At 71.0% G+C, this 23,349-nt stretch carries 22 protein-coding genes; 13 read left to right on the plus strand and 9 right to left on the minus strand.

Going from position 1 to position 23,349, the window contains the following annotated elements; all coding sequences use genetic code 11:
• Window positions 1-132 precede the first annotated feature (132 nt).
• Both moaA and IOE58_RS14775 read left to right on the plus strand, forming a co-directional pair.
• The gene (moaA, locus tag IOE58_RS06315; protein WP_193865587.1) at window positions 133-1,206 is read left to right on the plus strand and encodes a GTP 3',8-cyclase MoaA; all 1,074 of its coding nucleotides are present in this window, start codon (window positions 133-135) and stop codon (window positions 1,204-1,206) included.
• 27 nt (window positions 1,207-1,233) lie between these two features.
• Window positions 1,234-1,635 carry a MoaD/ThiS family protein gene (locus IOE58_RS14775; protein ID WP_348981891.1) on the plus strand — a complete coding sequence of 134 codons (402 nt, stop codon included), beginning with the start codon at window positions 1,234-1,236 and terminating at the stop codon, window positions 1,633-1,635.
• A 285-nt stretch (window positions 1,636-1,920) separates the two neighbouring features.
• Here the strand turns inward: IOE58_RS14775 and IOE58_RS06325 are convergent, their stop codons facing one another.
• From IOE58_RS06325 to IOE58_RS06345, 5 genes are all read right to left on the minus strand, one after another.
• Window positions 1,921-3,126 (minus strand): ThiF family adenylyltransferase, encoded by a 1,206-nt coding sequence (locus tag IOE58_RS06325; protein ID WP_193865557.1) that lies wholly within the window; start codon window positions 3,124-3,126, stop codon window positions 1,921-1,923.
• A gap of 260 nt (window positions 3,127-3,386) precedes the next feature.
• Window positions 3,387-5,129, minus strand: a complete 1,743-nt coding sequence (locus IOE58_RS06330) for an ABC transporter family substrate-binding protein (protein WP_193865558.1) — start codon at window positions 5,127-5,129, stop codon at window positions 3,387-3,389.
• A gap of 264 nt (window positions 5,130-5,393) precedes the next feature.
• On the minus strand, window positions 5,394-7,208 hold the full coding sequence (locus tag IOE58_RS06335; RefSeq protein WP_193865559.1) for an ABC transporter ATP-binding protein: 1,815 nt from the start codon (window positions 7,206-7,208) through the stop codon (window positions 5,394-5,396).
• 11 nt (window positions 7,209-7,219) lie between these two features.
• Window positions 7,220-8,236 (minus strand): ABC transporter permease, encoded by a 1,017-nt coding sequence (locus tag IOE58_RS06340; RefSeq protein WP_193865560.1) that lies wholly within the window; start codon window positions 8,234-8,236, stop codon window positions 7,220-7,222.
• Window positions 8,237-8,240: 4 nt separating this feature from the next.
• Window positions 8,241-9,233, minus strand: a complete 993-nt coding sequence (locus IOE58_RS06345) for an ABC transporter permease (RefSeq protein WP_348981892.1) — start codon at window positions 9,231-9,233, stop codon at window positions 8,241-8,243.
• 350 nt (window positions 9,234-9,583) lie between these two features.
• Here IOE58_RS06345 and IOE58_RS06350 point away from each other — a divergent pair, with 350 nt between their 5' ends.
• Both IOE58_RS06350 and IOE58_RS06355 read left to right on the plus strand, forming a co-directional pair.
• Window positions 9,584-9,919, plus strand: coding sequence for a hypothetical protein (locus IOE58_RS06350; protein WP_193865561.1), 336 nt, complete (start codon window positions 9,584-9,586; stop codon window positions 9,917-9,919).
• 23 nt (window positions 9,920-9,942) lie between these two features.
• The gene (locus IOE58_RS06355) at window positions 9,943-11,631 is read left to right on the plus strand and encodes an ABC transporter family substrate-binding protein (protein ID WP_348981893.1); all 1,689 of its coding nucleotides are present in this window, start codon (window positions 9,943-9,945) and stop codon (window positions 11,629-11,631) included.
• Between the two features lie 3 nt (window positions 11,632-11,634).
• Here the strand turns inward: IOE58_RS06355 and IOE58_RS14255 are convergent, their stop codons facing one another.
• Together IOE58_RS14255 and IOE58_RS14260 are read right to left on the minus strand one after the other, a co-directional pair.
• A complete protein-coding gene (locus IOE58_RS14255) occupies window positions 11,635-12,372 on the minus strand; it encodes a molybdopterin-binding protein (protein WP_348981894.1) in 738 nt (245 codons plus the stop codon).
• 37 nt (window positions 12,373-12,409) lie between these two features.
• Entirely contained in the window at window positions 12,410-12,910 is a 501-nt protein-coding gene (locus tag IOE58_RS14260; RefSeq protein ID WP_228019077.1) for a MoeA family protein, read from the minus strand.
• A gap of 42 nt (window positions 12,911-12,952) precedes the next feature.
• Here IOE58_RS14260 and IOE58_RS06365 point away from each other — a divergent pair, with 42 nt between their 5' ends.
• From IOE58_RS06365 to IOE58_RS06395, 7 genes are read left to right on the plus strand one after another with little or no spacing between them, the layout of a single operon-like run.
• Window positions 12,953-13,939 carry an NADP-dependent oxidoreductase gene (locus IOE58_RS06365; protein ID WP_193865562.1) on the plus strand — a complete coding sequence of 329 codons (987 nt, stop codon included), beginning with the start codon at window positions 12,953-12,955 and terminating at the stop codon, window positions 13,937-13,939.
• Between the two features lie 39 nt (window positions 13,940-13,978).
• Complete coding sequence (locus IOE58_RS06370; RefSeq protein ID WP_193865563.1) at window positions 13,979-15,424, plus strand: class I SAM-dependent methyltransferase; 1,446 nt, start codon at window positions 13,979-13,981, stop codon at window positions 15,422-15,424.
• Window positions 15,421-16,128 (plus strand): DUF4129 domain-containing protein, encoded by a 708-nt coding sequence (locus IOE58_RS06375; RefSeq protein WP_193865564.1) that lies wholly within the window; start codon window positions 15,421-15,423, stop codon window positions 16,126-16,128. The genes IOE58_RS06370 and IOE58_RS06375 overlap by 4 nt, the downstream gene beginning before the upstream one ends.
• A gap of 56 nt (window positions 16,129-16,184) precedes the next feature.
• The gene (locus tag IOE58_RS06380) at window positions 16,185-16,700 is read left to right on the plus strand and encodes a hypothetical protein (RefSeq protein WP_193865565.1); all 516 of its coding nucleotides are present in this window, start codon (window positions 16,185-16,187) and stop codon (window positions 16,698-16,700) included.
• The gene (locus IOE58_RS06385) at window positions 16,697-17,707 is read left to right on the plus strand and encodes an AAA family ATPase (RefSeq protein WP_431831694.1); all 1,011 of its coding nucleotides are present in this window, start codon (window positions 16,697-16,699) and stop codon (window positions 17,705-17,707) included. Before IOE58_RS06380 ends, IOE58_RS06385 begins: the two co-directional genes overlap by 4 nt.
• Complete coding sequence (locus IOE58_RS06390) at window positions 17,704-19,050, plus strand: DUF58 domain-containing protein (RefSeq protein WP_193865566.1); 1,347 nt, start codon at window positions 17,704-17,706, stop codon at window positions 19,048-19,050. The genes IOE58_RS06385 and IOE58_RS06390 overlap by 4 nt, the downstream gene beginning before the upstream one ends.
• The gene (locus tag IOE58_RS06395; protein ID WP_193865567.1) at window positions 19,050-19,598 is read left to right on the plus strand and encodes a hypothetical protein; all 549 of its coding nucleotides are present in this window, start codon (window positions 19,050-19,052) and stop codon (window positions 19,596-19,598) included. Before IOE58_RS06390 ends, IOE58_RS06395 begins: the two co-directional genes overlap by 1 nt.
• Here the strand turns inward: IOE58_RS06395 and IOE58_RS06400 are convergent.
• Window positions 19,581-19,829 (minus strand): sulfatase-like hydrolase/transferase, encoded by a 249-nt coding sequence (locus IOE58_RS06400; RefSeq protein WP_228019079.1) that lies wholly within the window; start codon window positions 19,827-19,829, stop codon window positions 19,581-19,583. The genes IOE58_RS06395 and IOE58_RS06400 overlap by 18 nt on opposite strands.
• A 90-nt stretch (window positions 19,830-19,919) precedes the next feature.
• Here IOE58_RS06400 and msrA point away from each other — a divergent pair, with 90 nt between their 5' ends.
• Window positions 19,920-20,618 carry a peptide-methionine (S)-S-oxide reductase MsrA gene (gene msrA, locus IOE58_RS06405; protein ID WP_193865568.1) on the plus strand — a complete coding sequence of 233 codons (699 nt, stop codon included), beginning with the start codon at window positions 19,920-19,922 and terminating at the stop codon, window positions 20,616-20,618.
• 122 nt (window positions 20,619-20,740) lie between these two features.
• Here msrA and IOE58_RS06410 read toward each other — a convergent pair whose 3' ends face one another.
• Window positions 20,741-21,625 (minus strand): hypothetical protein, encoded by an 885-nt coding sequence (locus IOE58_RS06410; RefSeq protein ID WP_193865569.1) that lies wholly within the window; start codon window positions 21,623-21,625, stop codon window positions 20,741-20,743.
• A 144-nt stretch (window positions 21,626-21,769) separates the two neighbouring features.
• On the opposite strand from IOE58_RS06410, the gene IOE58_RS06415 reads away from it, so the two are divergent.
• Window positions 21,770-23,206, plus strand: a complete 1,437-nt coding sequence (locus IOE58_RS06415; RefSeq protein WP_348981895.1) for a DUF2079 domain-containing protein — start codon at window positions 21,770-21,772, stop codon at window positions 23,204-23,206.
• Window positions 23,207-23,349 lie beyond the last annotated feature (143 nt).

Here is a 23,349-nt window from a genome sequence, read left to right on the forward strand (position 1 = left end):
AGGCTTGATATGGCACACGGCACCGATCCGTGTGCCTGCGCCGGATACCTCCTATGCTGGTCGGACGCCCGGCATCACCCGCCGGGCCGATGGGAGTGATGCAGCGTGAGCCCTCGCCGAGTGGGACTGGGGATGCCCAAGCCGCGCAGCACCGACGCGACCGCGCCGTCGCTGCCGGATGTCTCCGACCGCCCGGCCACCGATGCCCTGGTGGACCGCTTCGGTCGCGAGGCCACGGACCTGCGCCTGTCCCTCACCGACTTCTGCAACCTGCGCTGCACGTACTGCATGCCCGCCTCGGGGCTCACCTTCCTGGCCAAGGACCAGATGCTCTCGGTCGATGAGGTGGTGCGCCTGGTGCGCATCGGCGTGGAGCACCTGGGCATCGACCAGGTGCGCTTCACCGGGGGCGAGCCCCTCACCCGCCCGGACCTCGACGAGATCATCGCCGGGGTGGCTGCCCTGCGCCCCCGCCCGAACATCTCTCTGACCACCAATGCGATCGGCCTGGACGTGCGAGCCGCGAAGCTCAAGGCGGCGGGTCTGGACCGGATCAACGTGTCCCTGGACACCGTGGTCTCCGAGACCTTCGAGCGGATGAGCCGCCGCCCCCTGCTGCACCGGGTGCTGGAGGGCATCGACGGTGCGCGCCGAGCGGGCCTGGACCCGATCAAGGTCAACGCCGTGCTGCTGCCCGGGGTGAACGACCATGAGCTGCCGGACCTGCTGGACTGGTGCCTGGACCGCGGCCTGCAGCTGCGGGTGATCGAGCAGATGCCGCTGGATGCGGACCGGATCTGGGACCGCACCTCCATGATCACCGCGGCCGACGTGCACGGCATCCTGGCCGACCGCTTCGAGCTCACCGCCGCCGAGGAGCCCCGCAACGGTGCCCCCGCCGAGCTGTACGAGGTCACCGACCGTTCCAGCGGCGCGCATCGGGGCCAGGTGGGCATCATCGCCTCGGTGACCCGTCCGTTCTGCGCCGACTGCCGCCGCACCCGCCTCACCGCCGAGGGCCGCGTGCGCACCTGCCTGTTCTCCCGGGAGGAGACCGACCTGCGCGGTGCCCTGCGCGGCGGAGGCAGCGACGAGGAGATCGCCAGGATCTGGCGGGCCGCCCAGTGGGGCAAGAAGGCCGGCCACGGCATGAACTCCACAGACTTCGTACAGCCCGACCGCCCGATGAGCGCCATCGGCGGCTGAGCCCGCCGCGACGACCAGGAGGAGACCGTGACCACCCCCCCCACCCCCTCGCAGGCCACCCACGCAGCGCAGGACACCCGGATAGCACAGGACACCCAGGCAGCGCAGGACACCCAGGCCGCACAAGCCACGACCCCCGCCGAAGCCTCTGTGACCGGCAGCGGATCCGCTGCCGAGGACAGGACCGCGACCATCACAGTGCGCCTGTTCGCCGGGGCGGCAGCCGAGTACGGCTCCGACACCGCCCTGGTGCGCGGCAGCACGGTGGCCGAGGCCATCGCCGACCTCACCTCAGGAGCATCCCCGCAGGCCGCGACCGCGATCGAGCGCTCCAGCCTGCTGGTGAATGCCGTTTCCTGTACCGATCACTCCCGTTCCCTCAAGGACGGCGATCGCATCGACGTGCTGCCGCCCTTCGCCGGCGGCTGATCCCTGCGCCGGTCGCCGGCGGCTGATCCCTGCGCCGGTCGCCGGCGGCTGATCCCGGCGCCGGTCGTCGGGGGCTGATCCCGGCGCCCTTCCGGCTCGGCAAGCAATACCGGGCGGCCAGCTTCCAGAATCCGGAACGTACTCGCCCGTAACCGGTGCACGGTGAGCAATACCGGGCGGCCAGCTTCCAGAAACGGGAACGTACTCGCCCGTAACCGGTGCACGGCGAGCAATACCGGGCGGCCAGCTTCCAGAAACGGGAACGTACTCGCCCGTAACCGGTGCTCAGGGCGTGGTGATCTGCAGTCCGAGGACGTCGGCGCGATCGCGCAGCCCCTCGAAGCCCCCTGCCAGGGAGCGCACCGTGATGCCGCGCCCAGCGAGGGTGCGCTGGGTGCTCGCGGAGCGGGTGCCGGCCGCACAGTAGAGGACGGCGCCCTGGAGCGGATGGGCACCCCCTGCAGCACCGCCGACAGCAGCATCGCCGACAGCAGCATCGCCCGCAGCACCGTCGTTGTCTGTCCCGTCGCCCGCGTCAGGGTCGTCGCCGGTGGCATCGCCCCTCAACAGAACGCCCATGGGCATGTGCTCAGCTTCCGCGAGCATCCCGCGGGCCACCTCGTCGTCCTCGCGGATGTCGATCACCCGCACCCCGGAGGCGAGCAGGCCGGCCAGCTCCTCGGCCGTGACCTCGTCGGTGGCGGGACCCGTGGGTCCAGGCAGCCCGCACGTGAGCGTGAGGTCCTCCAGCTCGGTGACCGGCGCCCGGCCAGGGTCACGGGCCACGGGGACCTCGGTCCAGCGAGCGGCCAGTGCGTCGTACAGGGCGATGCGGCCGTGCAGGGTCTCCCCCACCCCCAGGATGTGCTTGGCCGCCTCCATCGCCATGGTGGATCCGATGACGCCGCACAGCATCCCCAGCACCCCGGCCTCGGAGCAGCTGGGCACCTCACCGGGGCGCGGCGGTACCGGATGCACGTCCCGGTAGGTGACCCCCGTGCCCCCGGCGCCGTGGAACAGGCTCACCTGCCCGGTGAAGCCCAGGATCGAGCCCCACACCAGGGGCAGGTCCAGGATTTCGCAGGCATCGGAGGCGAGATACCGGGTGGGGAAGTTGTCGGTGCCATCCAGCACCAGGTCATGCCCTCCCAGGATCTCCAGGGCGTTGGCAGGGGTGAGGGTGTCCACCACGGCCCGCAGCTCCACCTCGGGGTTCAGCGCCTGCAGGTGCTGCACGGCGCTGACGGCCTTGGGCTGTCCCACCGCGTCGGTGCGGTGGATGACCTGTCGATGCAGGTTGGAGACGTCGACGATGTCCGCGTCGATCACCGTGATCGAGCCGATCCCGGCCGCCGCGAGGTAGGAGAGGACGGGAGCTCCCAGGCCTCCCGCACCGATCACCGCGACCCGCGCGGAGCCGAGCTTCTCCTGGCCGGCGGTGCCCACCTGGGGCAGGCGAATCTGACGGAGGTAGCGGGCATCGGCGTTCATGCTCCCAGTCTCCCACCACCGAGGTGAGAGCAACGCGCGCTGCGGCAGCCATGGCCGGCAGCGAGACGGGGTCCGCGCTGCGGCAGCCATGGCCGACAGCGAGACGGGGTCCGCGCTGCGGCAGCCATGGCCGACGGCGAAACGGGGTCCGCGCTACGGCAGCCACGGCAAACGGTGAGAGGGAAACCGCTCCGACAGTGGTGGCGGACGGGCAGGGGCCCCGAGCGCATTCGCTCGGGGCCCCTCGGGTGCAGGTCGGATCAGCCGTTGAGCTTGTCCGAGCCGGCGACGTAGCCGATCTTGGTCCAGTCCGGGCTCTCGAAGCCCCAGGCGCCGTAGTTGGCGAGATCCGGGTGCTGGACGTAGAAGTCGTAGGACTGCCACAGCGGGATCACACCGGCGGCCTCCCACAGGTGAGCGTCGGCCTCGTTCATCAGCTCCAGGCGCTTGGCGGGATCGGTCTCCACCGCGGCCTGGTCCAGCAGGGGATCGGCCTCGGGGGCGGGGACCTTGCCGAAGTTCTGCTCGCCGTCGGTCTTCCAGATGGAGTCACCGGAGGACAGGAACGGGTTGCCGACCCAGCCGAACAGGGTCAGGTCGAACTCGCCGGGGATGACGTACTTGGAGAACAGATCCGTCGGCGGAACCTTCTGGACCTTCATGGTGATGCCCACGGCTGCGAGGGCCTCCTGGACCACGGGCACCACGGCCTCGTTGGTCTTGGAGCCGTCGTTGTACACGTAGGTGATCTCGATCGGCTTGCCGTCCTTGGAGTAGACGTCGCCCTCCATCGTGTAGCCGGCGTCCTCCAGGAGCTTCTTGGCGGCCTCGGGATCGTGCTTGCCCAGATCGCCGGCGTTGTCCTGGTAGCCCTCCTGGTTGGTCATCAGCAGGTGGTTGTTCAGCGGCTCGGTGTTCTCCGGGTACGGCATGGTGGAGTTGACCGAGAGGAGCACCTCCTCGCGATCGATGGCCCGGAAGATGGCCTGGCGCACGGCCTGGTCCGCCAGCGGGCGGCCCTCGGTGGCGTTCAGCGTGATGTGGGTCCAGTTCGGGCCGGCGGCCCTGCGCAGCACGGCACCGTTGTCGATCAGCGGCTCCACCACGGAATAGGTGGCGGGGACGGTGGTCTGGATGACGTCCAGCTGGCCGTTCTGGAAGCTGGTGGCGGTGGCCGCCGGGTCCTCGATGGTGGTGAACAGCACCTGGGACAGCAGGCCCTTGTCGCCCCACCAGTTCTCGTCCTGCTCGAGCAGCACGGTCTTGTTGGCGGCGTCGATCTTGCCGATCTTGTAGGGGCCGGCGGTGACGAGGGGCTCGGCCTGCCAGCCGGCGTTGAACGCCTCGGCGGACTCGGCGAGCGAGTCCGGCATGACGGCGGCGAGTCCGATCCAGTCCGCGTACTTCTCCTTGAAGGTGATCACGGCGGTGAGGTCATTGTCGCCCTGCTCGATCTTCTCGACCTTGTCGTAGCCCGAGGACGACGCGATGGCGTACTCCTCCTGGGAGCCGTTCATGATGTTGAAGACGTTCTCGATCGACTTGTAGTTGATCGGGGTGCCGTCAGACCACTGCATGCCCTCCTTGAGCTCGATCTCCATGACCTGAGGGTCCTCGGAGGTGAGCTCGATGCGCTTGGCGTAGTGCGGATTGGGCGTCACCTCGCCCGCGGCGCTGTACTGGTACAGGACCGGGTACATCGTGTCCATCATGTCGGTGGTGTTGCGCACGTTGCCATCGGAGTGGAACGTGTTCCAGTTCGCGGGGAACGCATTGTTGGCCAGGCGCAGCACGCCGCCCTCGCCCAGCTCGTCGCGCTCCTTGGCGTTGATGTCGTTCTGATCCGACGCGATCTGGTCGCCGCCACCACCGCCGCCGTCAGAGCCGCCATTGCCGCCGGAACCGCCGCCCTCGCCGGTGTCCTGGCTGCAGGCCGCCAGCGCCGTCACGGTCACTGCCGACAGGGCGGTCGCCCCCAGCATGGAACGTCGCGTCAATCGCATGTGGATCTCCTTCGCTCACGGGTACCGAGATCTTCGGGCCCGCTCGATGTATCGAGCCGTGCCGCGGGGACCGGCCGTGACCACCATGGCCACGCCCTCGCGCGCGGTGGAGTCAGTCTAAGGACGTGGTGACGCTCGACACACCTTCGGGCTCCCCCTGTTACCGCTTTGCAACACTGCAGGTCTCGGTGCTTTCGGCTTCCGACCCCCGCCGGGGATGACGAAGGGGCGGCCCTCTCGTGCGCCGCCCCTGCGTCGATGCTGTCAGTTCGTCGCGTGCGAACCGTCGGTGTCCCTGTTCGGGGGATCCGCGGCAGCCGCGTCGTCGTCCGCGTCGAGATCCTCCGCACCCTCGAACGCCTGGCGGTCGATCACCTGGCGACGGCGCTGTCGGGCCTTCTCGGGGTCCGGGATCGGCACCGCGGCCAGCAGCTCCCTGCTGTACTCGTGCTGCGGATGGGCGAACACCTCGTCGGTGTCCCCCAGCTCCACGATCTTCCCCCGGCGCATCACGGCGATGCGATCGGAGATGTGGCGCACCACCGACAGGTCGTGGGAGACGAACAGGAAGCTCACGCCCAGGCGGGCCTTGAGGTCGGCCAGCATGGCCAGCACTCCGGCCTGCACCGTCACGTCCAGCGCGGAGGTGGGCTCGTCCAGCACGATCAGCTTCGGGTCGCAGGCCAGGGCACGGGCCACGCCCACGCGCTGGCGCTGGCCACCGGAGAACTCGGTGGGGAACCGGGCCGCGTGCTCGGGCAGCAGGCCCACCATGCTGAGCAGCCAGTCCACGCGCTCGTTCATGCGCTTCTCGCTGTAGCGCTGAACCCGCATGGGCTCTTTGATGATGTCCGCGATCGGCATGCGGGGGTCCAGGGAGGCCATCGGGTCCTGGAACACGATCGAGACATCCGCCCGCATGGCGGCCCTCTCCTGACGGGAGAGGTTCCCGGTCTCCTTGCCGGCGATCTTGATCGATCCCTGCTGCGGTGCGCGCAGCTGCATGATCTCCATCAGGGTGGTGGTCTTGCCGCAGCCTGATTCACCCACCAGGGCAAGGCACTCGCCCTCGCGGATGTCGAAGGAGATGCCGTCCACCGCACGCTGCTCCCCCACCTTCCGGCGCACCAGTGCGCCCTTGGTGATGGGGTAGATGCGGTGCAGGTCGGTGACCTCGAGGACCTTCGGGCGCTTCTCGCGCGGAGCCTTCGGCCCGGCGCTCTCCACGATCTTGGCCAGGTCCAGCATCGCCGAGCCGGCCACGGCGTCGGTCTCGTCCGCACCGGACAGGTCCACGCGCGGCACCGCAGAGAGCAGGCTGCGGGTGTACTCCGCGCGGGGGCGGTAGAAGATCTCGTCGACCCCGCCGGTCTCCACCATCCGCGCTTCCTTCATCACCAGCACGCGGTCGGCGAAGCCGGCCACCACGCCCATGTCGTGGGTGATCAGCACGGTGGCGGCACCCAGCATCTCCTGGGCGCTCTTGAGCAGCTCCATCACCTGCGCCTGGATGGTGACGTCCAGAGCGGTCGTGGGCTCGTCGGCGATGATCAGCTCGGGCTCGTTGGCGATGGCCATGGCGATCATGGCGCGCTGGCGCATGCCGCCGGAGAACTCGTGAGGGTACTGCTTCGCGCGGCGCTGCGGCTCGGGGATACCCACGGCATCCAGCAGTTCGACGGCCCGGCGATGGGCCTTGTCGGCGCTCACGCTCGGGTGGTGGATGCGCACCACCTCCGCGATTTGCCGTCCGATCTGGTACACGGGGGTCAGGGCCGACAGCGGGTCCTGGAAGATCATCGAGATGGTGTTGCCGCGCAGCGTGGACAGCTGCTTGTCGTCCATCGTGAACAGCTTCTTGCCCATCAGATCGATCTCACCGCTGATGGAGGCGCTCTTGGGGAGCAGCCCCATCACGGCCAGGGAGCTGACCGACTTACCGGAGCCGGACTCACCGACGATCGCGAGCGCCTCGCCCTGATGCACCTCGTAGCTGAGGTCCTGCACCGCCTGCACGGTGCCGTACTCGGAGGGGAAGGTGACGCTGAGGTCCCTCACGGACAGGATCGGATCAGACATTCGGCTCCCCCTCAGAGACGGCTCGAGCCGCTGGTCGGGTCGAGGGCGTCGCGCAGCGCTTCACCCATGAGGTTGATGGAGATCACCAGGGCGGCGAGCACGGCCGCAGGCGGGATCCAGGTGTACGGGGCCGAGATGTTGTAGTCCTGGAGCACCGTGCCCAGGGACACCTGCGGGTACTGGATGCCGAAGCCGATGAACGACAGGCCCGTCTCACCGAGGATCGCGGCACTCACGCCCAGCGTGGTGTCGATGATGATCCAGCTGGCGATGTTGGGAATGATGTGCCGCACCATCGTGACGATGGGGTTCACCCCCATGAACTTCGCAGCTTCCACGTACTCGGTGCGCACCAGCTGCTGGGTCATCGCGCGCAGCACACGGGCGGTGAGCATCCACGCGAACAGGGCCAGCAGCGGGATCATCCACAGCCACGAGGCACGCTGCAGCACCGGACTGAACAGCATCAGCAGCAGCAGCGAGGGGATCACCAGGAACAGGTTGATCAGGTTCACCAGGGCCCCGTCGCCGATGGCGCCCCACTTCCCCTTGCCGCCGATGTAACCGGCGGTGATGCCCACGATCAGGGCGAGGAAGGTGGTGAGCACGGCGGTTCCCAGGCCGATCACCAAGGAGATCCGCAGGCCCTGCATGGTGCGGGCGAAGATGTCCAGCCCGTTCTCGTTGACCCCGAACCAGTGGTACTGGGTGGGGCCGGTGAGCGAGTTGCGCAGGTCCCTTTCGAAGGGGCCGTATTGGTAGAACATCGGGGCGAAGATCGCCATCAGGACGAGCACCGCGAAGATGATCATGCCGATCCATGCGCTGCGGTTGCGCAGGAAGCGCCTGCGCAGCAGCTCCCCGCGGCTCATGGACTCGATCGCTGGACCGTCCTGGGCCGGTACCGCGTCCTCCTGGAGGTTCGGATCATCGAGCGCCGATCCGAGCACGGGGTTCGCATCGGGATCGGAGCGCCTGCGCAGCTCGGAGGCGTCGGCGGTCGAGCGGATGTCGCCGGGGTTCGTCATCGTCTCACCGGATCCTCGGGTCGAGCGCACCCTGCAGGATGTCTGCGAGCGTGGCGGAGAGCAGGGTCAGGATCGCGGTGTACAGCACCACGCCCGCTGTGCCGTTGACATCGGCCATGCCGATGGAGGACACGGCGAAGCGCCCCACGCCCTGCCAGTTGAACATCAGTTCCACGAACAGCGAGCCGGTGAAGGCTGCACCCACCGCGAAGGCGAAGTACTGGCCCATCGGGATCAGCGCCATGCGCAGGCCGTGGCGGTTCATCGCCTGGCCGCGGGTGAGCCCCTTGGCGCGGGCGGTGCGCAGGTAGTCACTGCCGAGCACGTCCAGCGTGGTCACCTTCATGTAGCGGGAGTAGGAGGCCGCAGCGGTCAGGGACAGCACGATGGTGGGCATCACCAGGGCTTCGATCTGGTACTTCCAGGAAGCCCAGGAACCCTCAGGGAGCAGGGGGTTGACGGGGTTGATGGCCGGCAGGCCCCAGCCGGTGGCGTCCATGATGCCCTGGTTGGTCTGCTGCACGATCAGGATGATGACCGGGGTGGGCAGGGACAGGATGAAGAAGGCCAGCAGGGTGGTGAGGCGGTCGCCGATGGAGTCACGGGCCACGGCGGCGACCATGCCCAGCAGCACACCGGCGACGGTGCCGATGATGGTGCCCAGGATCACCAGGCGCAGGCTGATCGGGATGCGGTTCGCCAGTTCGTCCACCACCGGGACCATCGACTTGTTGGTGCCGGTGGTGACACCGAGGTCACCTCGCACCAGGCCGCCGAGCCAACGGGCGTACCGCTCCATCAGAGGGGTGTCCGGGTTGACGTTGCGGACGTTGAGGTAGTGCTGCGCCGTCTCATACGGCACGGGCTCGGTGGCGATCGGCGGGTACAGCACTTCCTGCGGGTTCATCAGGGCGGCCGCCAGCAGGTAGGCGAAGCTCGTCGCCAGGAACGCCAGGATCACGTACGTGAGCACTCGGATCGCGACGAATCTAGCCACGTCGTCTCCTCACCATGCTGTCCACCATCCGTTTCGTTCCTCTCCATGCTGTCGACGCGGCGATGCGGATCCCCGCATCGGCCCCGTGGGTATGACGCGCTGGAACCCCCGACGGACGCCGACCATTTCCCCGTGGCGGGCGCGCCCTGGAGGACGTTTGCCACGATCCCACAGCTGTTTCCGTCGACTGCGTACTCGCGGTGCGCTCCGGCGTGCCGGACTGACGCATCCGGCAACGATAGCCCCTGACACGATAATGCCTTGACAGAGGCCGCGATCACTTAGGAACTGGACGACAGGGCACTCCCGTGCCTGTCGGGCCCGTCCATGCGCGAAGTTATGCTCGGATCGTGACCTTTCTGCATCTGCTCGTGGTCCTGGTCGGCATCGTGGCGACGGTGGTGGCCGCCGATCTGCTGCGCCACGCGAACGTCGGCACATGGCCGATCGGTGTCGTGATCCTGGTGCTGATCCTGGTGACGGGCTGGACCTACAGTGCCTGGCTCGCCGCCCTCACCCTGGGCCTGGCCACAGGCTTCGCGGCGATCGCCGGACTGGACCTGGTGCGGTCGGTGGCGCGGGGCAGACGCGAGCGGTCCGAGTCCCGGCGCACGCGCCAGGAGGAGCGAGCACGGCAGCTGGAGAAGCTGAAGCCGGGCACGCACAGCCACCGGACGATCCTGTGAACACGCCGCGGCCACGCAATCTCGTGAGCGCGCTGCGGCCGCGCCGGTCCTTCCTCGCCGGGGCGGGAATGCTGGGAGCGGCCACTGCTCTGGCCGCATGCACCGGCGACTCCCCCTCCCCCGGCTCCCCCACCGTGCAGGGTCCCACGGTGACTCCCCTGCCGGACGTGGCCTGGGACCGCGCCGATCACGCGAACGTCCCCGACGGGGGAACACTGCGCCTTGCGGTGCCGCGACTGCCGGAGAACTGGAACTCGCATCATCGGGCCGGCGCCGTCTCCGAGCTGGACCTGCTGCGCGCACCCCTGGGGCTGGGGGCGGAGATCACCGCGCAGGGCACGGACCCACATCCTGACTACATCGAGAGCGCCCAGGTCACCGCGGAGCAGCCGCAGACGGTCAGCTTCCGCTACAACCCCGCGGCGATCTGGGAGGACGGCAGTCCCATCACCGTCGCCGATCTCATCTCCCGCTGGAGAGCGAACAACGGCAGCGATCCGCAGTTCGAGGTGGCCAGCACCGTGGGCTGGGACCAGATCCACTCCATCGAGCAGACCGATGACGAGTTCACCGGGCAGATCGTGTTCACCTCGCCCTTCGCGGACTGGGTCACCGTGCTGCACCCGGATGTGCCCGCCTCGGTGACCTCGACCCCGCAGACCTTCAACCGGGCCCACGCCTCCACGCCCACGCCGTCGCGGGGCCCGTTCCGCGTCGACTCGATCGATGAGGCCTCCGGTGTGGTGACGATGGTGCGCAACGAGAACTGGTGGGGCAGGGCGCCGAGGCTCGAGCGGATCGTCGTCTCCGCACTGGACTCCTCCCAGGCGCCCCAGGCCTTCGTCTCCGGGCATCTCGACGTCCTCGAGGTCTCCACAGCCCAGGAACTCGAGCTGGTGCGTGGGCGCCGGGACGCGACGATCCGCCGCGCGGGCGGCACGTCCTGGACGCACCTGACGATGAACGTGGAGGGGCCCGAGGCGCGACTGGCCGATCCGGTGGTGCGGGAGGCCATTGCTCGCGGCATCGACCGCGAGGCGATCGCTCGCGCCGCCCTGCAGCCGCTGGGCGCGCCTGTGGTGCTGATGGACAACCTGGTGCACCTGCCCGGGCATGACGGCTACGAGGACTCCTTCGACTCCCTCACGCACGATCCCGAGGCCGCTGCATCGCTGCTGGAGGAGGCCGGGTGGCGATTGGAGGGGCAGCGCCGGGTGCGGGACGGTGAGGCGCTGGCGATCGTGCTGGTGGTGCCCGCGCAGTCCCCGTCGCTCGCACAACGGGCCTCCCTGGTGCAGGCGGATCTGTCCGGGCTGGGGTTCGAGGTCGAGGTGCGCGAGGTCCCCGCCGAGACGTTCTTCGCCGAGCATCTGGCCCAGGGGGCGTTCGACGTGACGACGTTCGCGTGGGCCGCGACCCGGTTCCCGGGCACGTCGACGGCCGCGATCGCCTATCCGCTGGATTCCGGTCAGAACTTCACCGGGATGGCCGATGAGCGCATCGGACCGGTGCTGGAGGAGACGGCGGCCGCCCAGGAGCTGTCCGAGCGGACGCGCCTGGCCAACGAGTTCTCCACGATCCTGGCGGAGACGTTCACGGTGATCCCGCTGTTCGTGATGCCGGAGGTGTGGGCGGTGCGCGAGGGCGTGCTGAACCTGGGGCCGTCGACCGTGGAGCGCATGGACTGGACCGCGGTGGGTCTGCGCCGCTGACGCTCAGAGGGGCAGTGCGAGCACGGCAGCGCCGAGATCCCCCGCGGTGGCACCCGCACGGCTCGCGGCTCCAGCGGCATCGCCCGCGGCGCCATCGGCATCGCCCGCGGGTTCGCGCAGCACCAGTGCCTCTGCCCGGGCATAGGGCGTCAGCCGTCTGCCGGGCAGCACGTCCACGAGCAGCCGTCCGTCCTCGGCGAGCCGCCAGATGCCGGGCTGGACCAGCAGCGCACGGCGGCCCCGTCGGCCCCGGAACACACCGGGATCCTCACCCAGCTCCACGCGGATCGGCTCGGCATCCACGCCGGGCAGCAGCTGTCGCACGAACAAGTGGTACCCCACCAGTGCCCCCACGGGAGTGCCGGGCAGATGGATCACGGGCGTGCCGCCGGGCAGTCGACCGCGGCCCTGGGGGCCACCGGGGCGCAGCGCCAGGTGCACCAGCTCGGAGGTCCCCGCTCCCTGCCGCCCCAGTGCTGCGCGCACCACGTCGAAGGCACCCTGGCCGATCCCACCGGTGGTGATCACCAGATCGCAGTCGGGCTCGATCTCGCGCAGCAGCTCCCTCAGGGATGCGGGGTCGTCCCCGGTGTGCCAGGCGCGGGCGCGGGCACCGTCGGCCTCCAGGGCGCTGACGAGCATCAGGCCGTTCGACTCGCGCACCATGCCCGGGGCGGGGCCGCCGGTGGCGGCCAGCTCGTCGCCGGTGACCACGACGCCCACCCGCACCGGCGCCAGCACCGGGAGGTCGCGAGGCCGAGGGACCGCGCCACCCCGATCAGCCCCGCCCCCACCGGGCGTCCGCTCCGGCCAGCAGATCCCCGCGCACGGCCTCTTCGCCACGGGCGCGGATGTGCCGCTGCGGGGGTGGCAGCTGCTCCAGGGTGATGGTGACGCTGCCCGGCGCAGCCCCGAAGGGGTCCGCGTCCGTGGCCTCGACCTCCACCACGGCATCGGCTCCGGCGGGAACGGGGGCTCCGGTCATGATCCGCATGGCCACGCCTGCCGGCAGCTCGGGGGTGGCACCCGGGCGGGCAGGCAGGTCGGCGGCCACCGGCAGACGGGTGCTGCCGGGCGCGTCCAGATCCGCCCGGCGCACCGCGAAGCCGTCCATCGCCGACAGCGGCACCGTCGGGACGTCCTCCGGGCTGGTGACCGGGCCGGCCAGCACCCGGCCCCGCGCCTCGGTGAGCGGCACGTCCTGGACACCGGGGGCCAGCAAGACCTGTGCGCGCAGCGTGGCACGCCAGGTCCAGACGTCGATCGAGTGTCCGCTCATCGCTCCATCATGCACCGGGGCGGGTGGGTGCATGATGGTGGTATGCGCGCGATCACCTACGACCGGTTCGGCAGCCCCGACGTCCTCACCCTGGTCACCGACGCCCCGCAGCCCGAGCCGGCCGAGGGCGAGGTGCTCGTGCAGGTCACCCACGTGGGCCTCAATCCCCTGGACCACAAGATCCGCGATGGCTCCTCGCGCCTCGCCTCCCTGGTGGAGCTGCCGGCCGGCACCGGTCGCGAGATGGCCGGCACCGTGATCGGCGGCGGGCCGGATCTGGACGACTACGAGCTGGGGTCGCGCGGGCTCGCACCCGGCACCCGCGTTTTCGGGATGCGCCCGCCCGGGGACCTGAGAGGCACGGCCTGCGAGATCATCGCGATCGCGGCGGATGCCCTCTCCCCCGTCCCCACCGAGGTGGAGGCGGAGGACCTGCCGCGCTGGGCGGGTCTGGCGCTGGTGGGGCTGACCGCCATCGCCGCAGTGGACGACGCAGCAGAGGTGTCCGCTGGGCAGACGGTGCTGATCCACGGCGGCACCGGCGGCGTGGGCCAGATGCTGATCCCGATGGCGCTCGAGGCGGGCGCAGCCACGGTGTGGGCCACCGGCCGCGCGGCCAACGCCGAGCGCATCCGGGAGCTGGGCGGTGAGCCCATCGCGTACGACGAGGCGGACTGGCAGCAGGAGATCGACCGCGCCACCGGCGGCCGCGGGGTGGACGTGGTGCTGGACACCCACTACGACTCCACCTTCCTTCCCAGCCTGGACCACGTGGCACCCGGGGGCCGGGTGGTGCCGCTGCCCACCCTCGCGGATCTCACCCCGGCACGGGAGCGGGGCATCACCGCCGTGATCCCCGAGATCACGGTGACCCGGCAGCGCCTCGACCGACTGGTCATCGGACTGCGGGAGGGCCACTACCGACTGGAGGTGTCCCAGGTGCTTCCGCTGGAGCAGATCGCCCGCGCCCACGAACTGCTGGCGGACGGCCACACCCGCGGCAAGATCGTGCTGGACCTGAACGCCTGATGCCCCCTCGCCCGGCCGCGGGCCGGTAGGGTCGCTCTCATGCCTGCGCCCTCCGCGAACGATGCCGACGCGCAGGCCGATGACGCCGTGCGGGCACTGGAGCCGTTGCTGCGCCCCGAGGGGTGGACGCTGCTGAACACCCTGCCCCCGTACCGGGAGAAGGACGCCCTGCGCCTGGGCGCCACGCTGCGCGAGGCCGGGCACGACCCCGCCCTGGTCTCCGCCGCGCTCACCCAGTCCCGGCTGCGCGCCCGTGCCACCGAGAAGTTCGGGGAGTTCGCCGCCTCGATGCTCTTCACCCCGCACGGTCTGGAGCAGGCGACCCGGCTGCCGGTGGCAGCCCTGCACGCCGAGCGCTTCGCGAAGGCCGGGGTGGGCTCCGTGGCCGATCTGGGCTGCGGGATCGGCGGGGACTCGATGGCCCTGGCCGGCCTGGGCATGGACGTGCTGGCGGTGGACCGCGATCCGGCCACGGTGGCCGTGGCCACCGTGAACCTGCGCCCCTTCCCCAACGTACGGGTGCGGCTGGGCCGCGCCGAGGGCCACGACCCCGCGCAGACCGAGGGCATCTGGCTGGATCCCGCTCGGCGAGCCGTCTCCGGTCGCGGCACCCGGCGCCTGCACGACCCGGAGCAGTACGAGCCGCCGCTGTCGGCCGTGATCGAGCTGGCCGCCCGGCTGGGGAGCCTGCACGGCGGCACAGAGCTCGAGGGGCCCTGCGCACCGAGCGGCGACGGGGGGTCGCGCGTGCGCTTCGGCGCTCTGGGCGCGAAGCTCGGACCCGCGATCGACCGGGAGCTGCTGCCGGCCGGCACCGAGACCCAATGGCTGTCCTGGCACGGCCAGGTGCTGGAGGCCACCTGCTGGTTCGGGCCCTTGGCCACGCCCGGCACCCCCACCAGCGCTCTGGTGGTGGACCGCGACGGTGCGCACCTGCTCACGGCGCGCAGTCATGGCGCCGGAACGAGCGGCGACAGCGACGAGAGCGTCAGCCCGCCCGCGTTCACGGGTGCGGGCGATCGCGCCGACAGCGGCGAGGTGCCCGGGGATCCGCAGCCCGGCCCGCTGGGCGACCACCTCTACGAGCCCGACGGAGCGGTGATCCGGGCCGGCCTCATCGGCCGCCTGGCCCGAGACCTCGATGCGCACACCCTGGATCCCACGATCGCGTACCTGACCGGCGACGTGCGCACCACCACCCCCTTCGCGCGCGGGTACGCGGTGCGGGACGTGATGCCGTTCGGCCTCAAGCGCCTCACCTCGTACCTCAAGGAGCACCGCCTGGGGGTGCTGGAGATCAAGAAGCGCGGCACCGCCGTGGAGCCCGAGGAGCTGCGGCGCAGGCTGAGGCCGCGCCGCTTCGGCGAGGAGTCCGCGACCCTGGTCCTCACCCGCATCGCCGGGGAGCAGATGGTGGTGGTCACCTCCCCGCACGGGCATTCGCCGGCAGGCGGGACGGGACCGCCGTCGGGAGGGGCACAGTGACGGCCCAGAGCTCCCCGCACCGCATGCTGGCCCTGCTGCTGCTCCTGCTGTCCCTGGGCGGGATCTGCCTGATCTCCCTGGGTGCCGCCGCCGACAGGGGCCAGATCGGCGTCTTCGTGGGCGAGCGCGAGCGGGATCCCGAGACCGTCCCCGCCGCGCGCAAGCCCTACGAGGAGGCCGACTGGGAGACCTACGAAGCACCCATCCCGCCCGAGCAGCACCGCGACAATCCCCTGGGCCTGATCCTCGGCGTCGCCGCGGTGGTGCTGGTGCTCTCGGTGCTCGCGATCTGGGTGCTCATGCGCATGCGGGCCCTCGCACAGCCACCGCTCGAGGTGGCTGGGGAGGACGCCGAGGAGCTCACCGTGGACCAGGCCCGCGCCGCCCTCCAGGAGGCGCAGGAGCACCTGTCCACCGTGGTGGATGCGCAGGGCGCGGTGATCGCGGCCTGGCTGACACTGGAGCGGACCATCGCCGCCGTGGGAATCCGCCGGCACCCCTCGCAGACCACCCGGGAGTACGTGGTCGACGTCCTCAGCGGACTCGAGCTCGACAGGTCCTCGCTGGACTCCTTCGCTCATCTCTACCGCCGGGCCCTGTTCGACCCCTCCCCTCTCACCGAGCCTGACCGTGACCAGGCGCTCGAGCTGCTGCGCGCGCTGAGAGCGGATCTGGACCGGGCCGTGGGGCAGGGGCGACGATGAGCAGGCGGACCGCTGCCGCCGGGCAGCCGGGCAGGTGCGCCCCTCCCCCACGCCGGATGCTGAAGGACGCGCTGCCACTGCTGGTGCGGCTGGCCGCCTGCCTGCTGCTCGCGGCCGCGGTGATCGCCGTCAGCGCCACCTTCGGCCTGCGGGTCTCCTGGCCCATCCCCCTGGCTCTGGGGCTGGCTCTGGGCACGGTGCTGTGGATCGTGGACCGAGGAGCGGACCGCGCCGAACAGCTGCACCCGCCGCAGCTGGACCTGGATGCCGACTACGCCCTCCCCCACGCCCAGGACATGCGCGTGCGCAGGCTGGAGGACGCGATCTACGGCGCACAGCCCAGCCGTCGCATGACCGCCCGCACCCTGGGCCAGGTGCTCGGCGAGGTCGCCGACGAGCGCGCCCTCGACCCCGACGCCCCCGCTCTGAGCTCGAACCTGTCGCAGCTGATCGAACGCTCCCGTACCCCTGCCGCCCCCGAGGGCTCCGTGCCCGCCGTCAGCCCCATCGACCGCCGCACCCTGCACCGCTATCTCCGTGAGCTCGCCGCGCGCGAGGAGAGGGACCGATGACCCAGCACCAGAACCCGTCCGACTCCCACGGGACCGTCATGTCCGTCCCCGAGGCCTCACGTGTCGCCACCGAGGTGCTCGATGCGGTCGAGACCGCCGTGGTCGGCAAGCGAGACGCCCTGGAACTGGTGCTGGCAGGCATCCTCGCCGGCGGCCACGTGCTGCTCGAGGATCTCCCAGGACTGGGCAAGACCCTCGCCGCGCGCTCCTTCGCCCAGGCGCTGGGACTGCCCTTCACCCGCGCCCAGTTCACCCCTGACCTGCTGCCGGCCGACCTCACCGGTGCCGAGGTCTTCGACCAGCGCACCGGCGAGTTCGTGTTCCGGCCCGGGCCGGTGTTCACCGGTCTGCTGCTGGCCGACGAGATCAACCGCACCCCTCCGAAGACCCAGTCGGCCCTGCTGGAGGCGATGCAGGAGCGGCAGGTCTCCGTCGAGGGCACCACGCGCAGACTCCCGCAGCCCTTCCACGTGCTGGCCACCGCCAACCCCATCGAGCACGAGGGCACCTATCCCTTGCCGGAGGCCCAGCTGGACCGCTTCCTGCTGCGCCTGTCCTTCGGCTATCCGAGCCCGGAGCAGGAATGGGACGTGGTCGCGCGTCACATCCACCGCCGCCAGGAGGAGCAGTCGGTGCGGCAGGTGCTCGACGCCGAGGGCCTGCTCAGCGCGCAGCAGGCCGTGGAGACCGTGCACGTGGAGGACACCGTGGGCCACTACGCCGTGGAACTCGTGACCGCCACCCGCGATCACTCCCACGCGCTGGTGGGGGCATCCCCGCGAGGAACCCTGGCGCTGATCACCTGCGCCCGGGCACTGGCGGTGATCCGCGGCCGCGACTACGTGGTGCCCGAGGACGTCAAGGCCCTCGCACATCCGGCACTGGACCACCGGGTCACGGTCAAGCCCGAGCTGTGGCTGCAGAACGCCACCGGCGCCGGCGTGGTCGAGGCCGCCCTGCACTCGGTCGCCGTGCCCGCCGCTGAGGACGACCAGGTTCGCACGTGAGCGCCTCCCCCGCGGCCCCACCCACGGGGCGGCCGATCCGCACCAGGCCCACGGCGGCGCTCATCCGCGCTGCCGTGGTGGGATGCGGGGCCCTGGGCCTCGCCGTGATCCTGGGACGCCCGCACCTGGTGCTGGCGGGCCTGCCGCTGCTGGTATGGGCCCTGATCGCCACGGCCCGACGCATCTCACGCGATGAGGCACTCGGCATCGAGCGCCCCACGATCAGGCTGGGCCGGGCGGTGATCGAGGAGGGCGCCACCACGGCGGCCACGGTGAGCGCTTCGCCGGGTGTCCTGACCGCCACGACCGTTCCCCTGCGCCCCCACGCCGACATGCATCCCCGGTACGGCTCGGTGGTGGGTGACGGCGAGACCAGGCTGCGGCTGACGGCTCACCGCTGGGGCCGCGTGGACGTGGGGCCGACGCACGTGCTCCTGGCCGACTCCCTGGGGGCGTTCCGGGCCCAGCTGACGCTGCCCTCGCAGTCGCTGCAGGTGGTGCCGGGCTCCACGGTGCTGGATGCCCCCGTCGGCGTTCCCACCCCGATCGGCGTCAGCGGCGTGCACCTGTCCCGCCGCCGCGGCGACGGCACGGCCCTGTCGGAGGTGCGGCAGTTCCGCACGGGCGACAGGCTCCACCGCATCAACTGGCGGGTCACCAACCGCACCGGGACGCTCCACACCAACGCCACCTTCACCGAGCAGGACACCGACGTGCTGGTGGTCACCGACACCACGGCCGATGTGCGGCCGGCGCCGTGGGCCGGCGACGACGCCCCCACCAGTCTGGACATGACCATCCGTGCGACCTCGGCGGTGGCCCGCCACTACCTGACGGCCGGGGACCGCGTGGCCCTGTTCGACCTGGGCCATCTGATCGGCCCCGTGCCCGCCGGCACCGGGCCGCGCCAGCTGCGGGTGCTCACCGACGCCCTGTCCCGCGCCACGCGGGAGGACGGCCTGACCAAGCCCTCGCGGCGACTGCGCTCGGTGCGCACCGGAACCCTCACCGTGGTGTGCTCACCGCTTCTGGCCCCCACCACCATCACCCAGATCGGCGAGCTGGTGGCGCAGGGCGCGGACGTGATCGTGGTGGACACCCTGCCGCCGAGCATCGGTGACGTCTCCGTGCTGCGCGGAAGGCCCGTCAGGGTCAACGACGCCTCCTCCGAGCGGTTCTGGCCCGAGGCATGGGCTCTGCGCCGCATGCTGCGCGAACGCACCGTGCGGGAGCTGCGCGAGGCCGGGGTGCCGGTGACCGCCTGGGAAGGGCCGTCGTCGCTCGCGCCGGTGCTGCTGTCACTGTCGCAGGCCCGATCCGCACCGCGGATGAGGAGGTCCTGATGCGTCTGAGCCATCTGGTGGATCCGATCGCCCGGCAGCTGCTGGAACTGCGCACCGTGAGCCCCTCGCAGCTCCTGCTGCGCGCGGCGGGAGTCGTGACCACGGTGGCAGCGCTGCTGCTGGCCGCCCCCGGGCCGCTCGGTTCAAACCTGGCCGCGATCATCGCGGCCCTGGCCGTGGCCTGCGGCCTGCTGGTCCAGGTGCTGCTGCCCGACTCCGACCTCGGCGTGCTGCCGCCCCTGGCCATCATGCTGCTGCTGGTGGGCCAGAGCGATCCGGGAGTGCTCCGCGCGGCAGGGATCGGGCTCGCACTGCTGCTGGCCCACATGGCGTTCGCCATCGCAGCGACGGCCCCCGCGCACGGCCTGCACTCCGCCGCCGCTTGGGCCCTGGTGGGGAAGGGAGCGCTGACGGTCCTGGCCGGAAGTGCCGTGGCCGGGCTGCTCGTGGTGGCGCTGATGGGGGTGGACCTGGGGCCGTGGATGGTCGTGCCGGGGGTCCTCGCACTGATCGCCCTGCTGGCCGTGGTGCTACCCCGGGCCGACTGAGAGGATGCTGGCGCGGCTGGGGGTGCAGATCAAGTTGGTGCAGTACAGCGCGTCCAGCCGCGCCCCCTCCTGCGCGATGCGGTCCAGGTGCGGGGTGGAGTTGATCCGGCCCGAGTAGGCGCTGATCGCGTGAGCGGCGTGGTCGTCGGTGAGGATGAAGACGATGTTCGGACGGGGGGAGGACGCATCGGAGGCCATGGTGACCATCGCTCGATCACGGGACCGGTCCATCACGGGGATCGATGTCGAATTTTCGGCTGACCGCGTAGACGTGGCACCGGCCACGGCGCAGTCCCTGCACAGCGGCGTACGGTGGGTCGCATGTGGCAGATGATGGACCTGCTGTACGGGCACAAGAAGCAGATGGTCGCACCCGAGGACGCGCTCCCGGGCCGCGGCCGGTACCCCTACGCGCTCGAGCGAGAGCACCTGGTGCTGGGCACCGACATGCTGGGGCCCGACTCCCCCGTCGATCCGCGGCCGTGGCCCATCGGCAGCGAGGAGATCATCCTGGCCGGCGGCTGCTTCTGGGGCATCGAGCGGATCGCCTGGCAGATCCCCGGGGTCCACACCACCTCCGCAGGGTACGCGGGCGGGTACACCCCGCACCCCACGTACGAGGAGGTGTTCTCGGCCCGCACCGGGCACGCCGAGTCAGTGCGGGTGATCTACACCGGTGGGGACGACACCCTGCGGGCCCTGCTCACCGAGTTCTGGCAGCAGCACGATCCCACCACCGCGAACCGCCAGGGCAACGACGTGGGCACCGAGTACCGCAGCGCCGTGTACTGGACCACCCCCGCCCAGGGCGAGATCGTCCGCACGAGCGCCGAGCAGTACCAGGAGGCGCTCACCGAAGCGGGACGCGGCCGGATCTCCACGGAACTGTCCCCGCTGTCGGAGGCGGGCTGCGGCGCCTACTTCACCGCCGAGCCCGAGCACCAGCAGTACCTCGCGAAGAACCCCTACGGGTACTGCAACCACGGGTTCAACGGCGTGGCCTGCAGCATCGGGGCCTGAGAGCGAACAACGGGCGGGGCGCGTCCCCCGACACGCCCCGCCCGAGGCCTCCCGCTCGCAGGCTCTCGCCCGCACCCCTGACGTTCATGCGGCACACCACCGGCCGGTGCACCGCGCGGTTCTCAGACCGCCTGCTCCGATTCCCGCTGCACGGTGACCTCCGCGGCTCGGGGCCAGCGGAAGCCCGGTGAGGACAGCGCGTCGATCGCCGCCTCCAGTGCCTCGTCGTCCGCCTCGCCGTTCTCGTCGGTGAAGGGCTCGTCCTCCACCATCACGCTGAGCATAGAAAGCACGCCGTCGCCGATCTGCAGCTCGAGCCGGTGGGCTATGCCGTCGCGCTCGAAGGCCCCGGTGACCGCCCAGGTCTGCTGGTGCGGCACCGCCAGGTGCCGGGGATCCTCCACCACCAGCTGCACGTCGCTGCTGGGGAAGCCGAGGTCCTGGGTGCGTGCATCGGCGAGCTGCTCGCGCAGCGCGGCGGCCCCGGGCAGGTCCTCCCCTGCCTCCGGGGCCTCCAGCAGCAGGGCCACCAGCTCGCGCACCGGCTCCGGCAGCTCCTGCGGCTCGGGCTCCCCGAAGACGTCCTCGGCGGCCACCCACCCACCGCTGCTGGGCGTCAGTGCGTACAGGGCGGCGGTGGACAGCGCATTGAGCGCCGCCATCAGCGGCCGCGGCCGCTCCACTCCGAGACCGCGCAGCACGTCCACGATCCGGCCGTCCACGTGCTCGGTCAGGTCCATGAGGCCCAGAGTCATCCCCCCGGCCAGCAGGCCGTCCCGGGCGGGGTCGATGATCGGCTCGTCCTCATGCGCGAGATCAGCCATCAGCACACCGCAGCCGCCGGCGACGACGAGGCGGTACGCAGCTCGTTGCCGCGGCCCCAGCTCCCGTGGCTCGATCAGGGTCAGCGCACCGGTGACCCCGGCCGCGATCAGTATGCGGGTACGGCGGGAGCGGAGCGGGCCAGGCAGATCGGGACCGGGGCCGAGGACCGTGAAGGACGTCATGGACGCACCGTAGACGCGCCAGACCGTGCCGGTCGTCGACCTCAGGTCGTATCCACCCAGACGAAGGTCTACCCGTCGTCGACGCAGCCCTGCCCGCGCGCTCGTGAACTGGGCGACCCCCGCGCACCCGTATACCCTCACTGCGTGCCTGAAGCGACCGTGCGCCCCGCCGGGCCCTCCTCTGCCCGGCTCGAGGCCGACGCCCCCACCCGGTGGGCACGCCGATTGGTGCCATCCCTGCTGGCGGTGCTGGCCGCGCTCGCCTACGGGCTGCTGGGCACCCAGCAGTGGCGCAACCTGGTGTCCCTCTCCTGGGACCTGGGTATCTTCACCCAGCTGGCCCGGGCCTACGGCGAGCTGGGCGCGCCCATCGTGCCGATCAAGGGCGATGACGTGAACCTGCTGGGCGACCACTTCCACCCGATCCTGGCGGCGCTGGCACCGGTGTGGTGGGTATGGCCCTCCGGCGAGGCGCTGCTGTGGACCCAGGCCCTGCTGCTGGGAGTATCGGCGATCCCCCTGACCCGGGTGGCGATCGACCGCCTCGGCCCCGCGCTGGGGTCCCTCGCGGGAGCTGCCTACGCGTTCTCCTTCGGGCTGCAGGCCGCAGCCGATGTGCAGTTCCACGAGATCGCCTTCGCCGTGCCCCTGCTGGCGTTCTCCCTGACCGCCCTGCTGCGGGGGAGGATCGCCGCCAGCGCACTGTGGGCTGCACCGCTGGTGATGGTCAAGGAGGACCTGGGGCTCACGGTCGCGGTGCTGGGGGCGGTCATCGCCCTGCGTCACGCCCCGTACCGCCGTGAGGGCCTGGGGCTTTTCAGCTGGGGGATCGGCTGGTTCGTGCTGTCCACCTTCGTGATCCTGCCGATGCTCAACACGGCCGGGCAGTACGACTACACCGACAATCTCGGCTCCCCGCTCGAGGTGCTCTGGCCGCCGGTGAAGTGGGTGACGGTGGGGATGCTCCTGCTGGCGGCCGGGGTGATCGGGGCGCGGTCCCCGCTGATCTGGATGATGGTGCCCACCCTGGCGTGGCGCTTCACCGGCACCGTGGAGTTCTACTGGGACTGGTACTGGCACTACAACGCGGTGCTGATCCCGATCGCGATGGCCGCGCTGCTGGATGCGCTCGGGGATCGACGCAGTGGTCGCGCCTCGGCCTGGCTGCGCACGGATGCGCCGCGTCCCGGCCGCACTGTGCGGGTGACGGCGGTGGCCGCCACGGCCGCGGTGACCCTGGTGCTGGGCTCCTCGATGCCGGTGATGAACCTCGTGCGGCCCGAGAAGTGGGCGCTCACCTGGCGGGCCGCCCCCGCCCAGGCCGCCCTCGATGCCGTGCCGGACGGCTCGGTGCTGGCCGTGGACATCACACTGCTCGCGCAGGCCGTCCCTGACCATGACGTGCAGTGGATGCACGGCCCGAACCAGCGGGTGCCGGACTGCGTCCTGGTGGACCGCTACGCGTTCTCCTGGGGCGGCTCGGTCCCGGCGGACCCGGCACACTGGGCGCAGGAACGCTGGGGCGCCGAGTACGCGACCGTCCTGGACGAGGGCGGTTTCGTCGTGGCCTGTCGCGGCTGAGCACCGTCGTCAGGTCACAGCCTCACTGGACATCACTCCTGGTCCTGACCGTCCCCGGAGTCTCCCGTGTCGTCGCTGCCCCCGGGATCCGTGGGGCTCGGTTCCTGCGGAGAGGGCTCCGGCTGCGACGGGGAGGCGGGATC

This window comes from Brachybacterium epidermidis (genome assembly GCF_015209585.1).
Lineage (GTDB): Bacteria > Actinomycetota > Actinomycetes > Actinomycetales > Dermabacteraceae > Brachybacterium > Brachybacterium epidermidis.

Bases quoted from the DNA above. Each gene is read 5' to 3' on its own strand.
- msrA (WP_193865568.1), top strand. From the start codon at position 19,920: ATGTGGCAGATGATGGACCTGCTGTACGGGCACAAGAAGCAGATGGTC.
- IOE58_RS06385 (WP_431831694.1), top strand. From the start codon at position 16,697: ATGACCCAGCACCAGAACCCGTCCGACTCCCACGGGACCGTCATGTCC.
- IOE58_RS06335 (WP_193865559.1), bottom strand. From the start codon at position 7,208: ATGTCTGATCCGATCCTGTCCGTGAGGGACCTCAGCGTCACCTTCCCC.
- IOE58_RS06395 (WP_193865567.1), top strand. From the start codon at position 19,050: ATGCGTCTGAGCCATCTGGTGGATCCGATCGCCCGGCAGCTGCTGGAA.
- IOE58_RS06370 (WP_193865563.1), top strand. From the start codon at position 13,979: ATGCCTGCGCCCTCCGCGAACGATGCCGACGCGCAGGCCGATGACGCC.
- moaA (WP_193865587.1), top strand. From the start codon at position 133: ATGCCCAAGCCGCGCAGCACCGACGCGACCGCGCCGTCGCTGCCGGAT.
- IOE58_RS06400 (WP_228019079.1), bottom strand. From the start codon at position 19,829: ATGGACCGGTCCCGTGATCGAGCGATGGTCACCATGGCCTCCGATGCG.
- IOE58_RS06330 (WP_193865558.1), bottom strand. From the start codon at position 5,129: ATGCGATTGACGCGACGTTCCATGCTGGGGGCGACCGCCCTGTCGGCA.
- IOE58_RS06410 (WP_193865569.1), bottom strand. From the start codon at position 21,625: ATGACGTCCTTCACGGTCCTCGGCCCCGGTCCCGATCTGCCTGGCCCG.
- IOE58_RS06380 (WP_193865565.1), top strand. From the start codon at position 16,185: ATGCTGAAGGACGCGCTGCCACTGCTGGTGCGGCTGGCCGCCTGCCTG.
- IOE58_RS06365 (WP_193865562.1), top strand. From the start codon at position 12,953: ATGCGCGCGATCACCTACGACCGGTTCGGCAGCCCCGACGTCCTCACC.
- IOE58_RS06340 (WP_193865560.1), bottom strand. From the start codon at position 8,236: ATGACGAACCCCGGCGACATCCGCTCGACCGCCGACGCCTCCGAGCTG.
- IOE58_RS14260 (WP_228019077.1), bottom strand. From the start codon at position 12,910: ATGAGCGGACACTCGATCGACGTCTGGACCTGGCGTGCCACGCTGCGC.
- IOE58_RS06325 (WP_193865557.1), bottom strand. From the start codon at position 3,126: ATGAACGCCGATGCCCGCTACCTCCGTCAGATTCGCCTGCCCCAGGTG.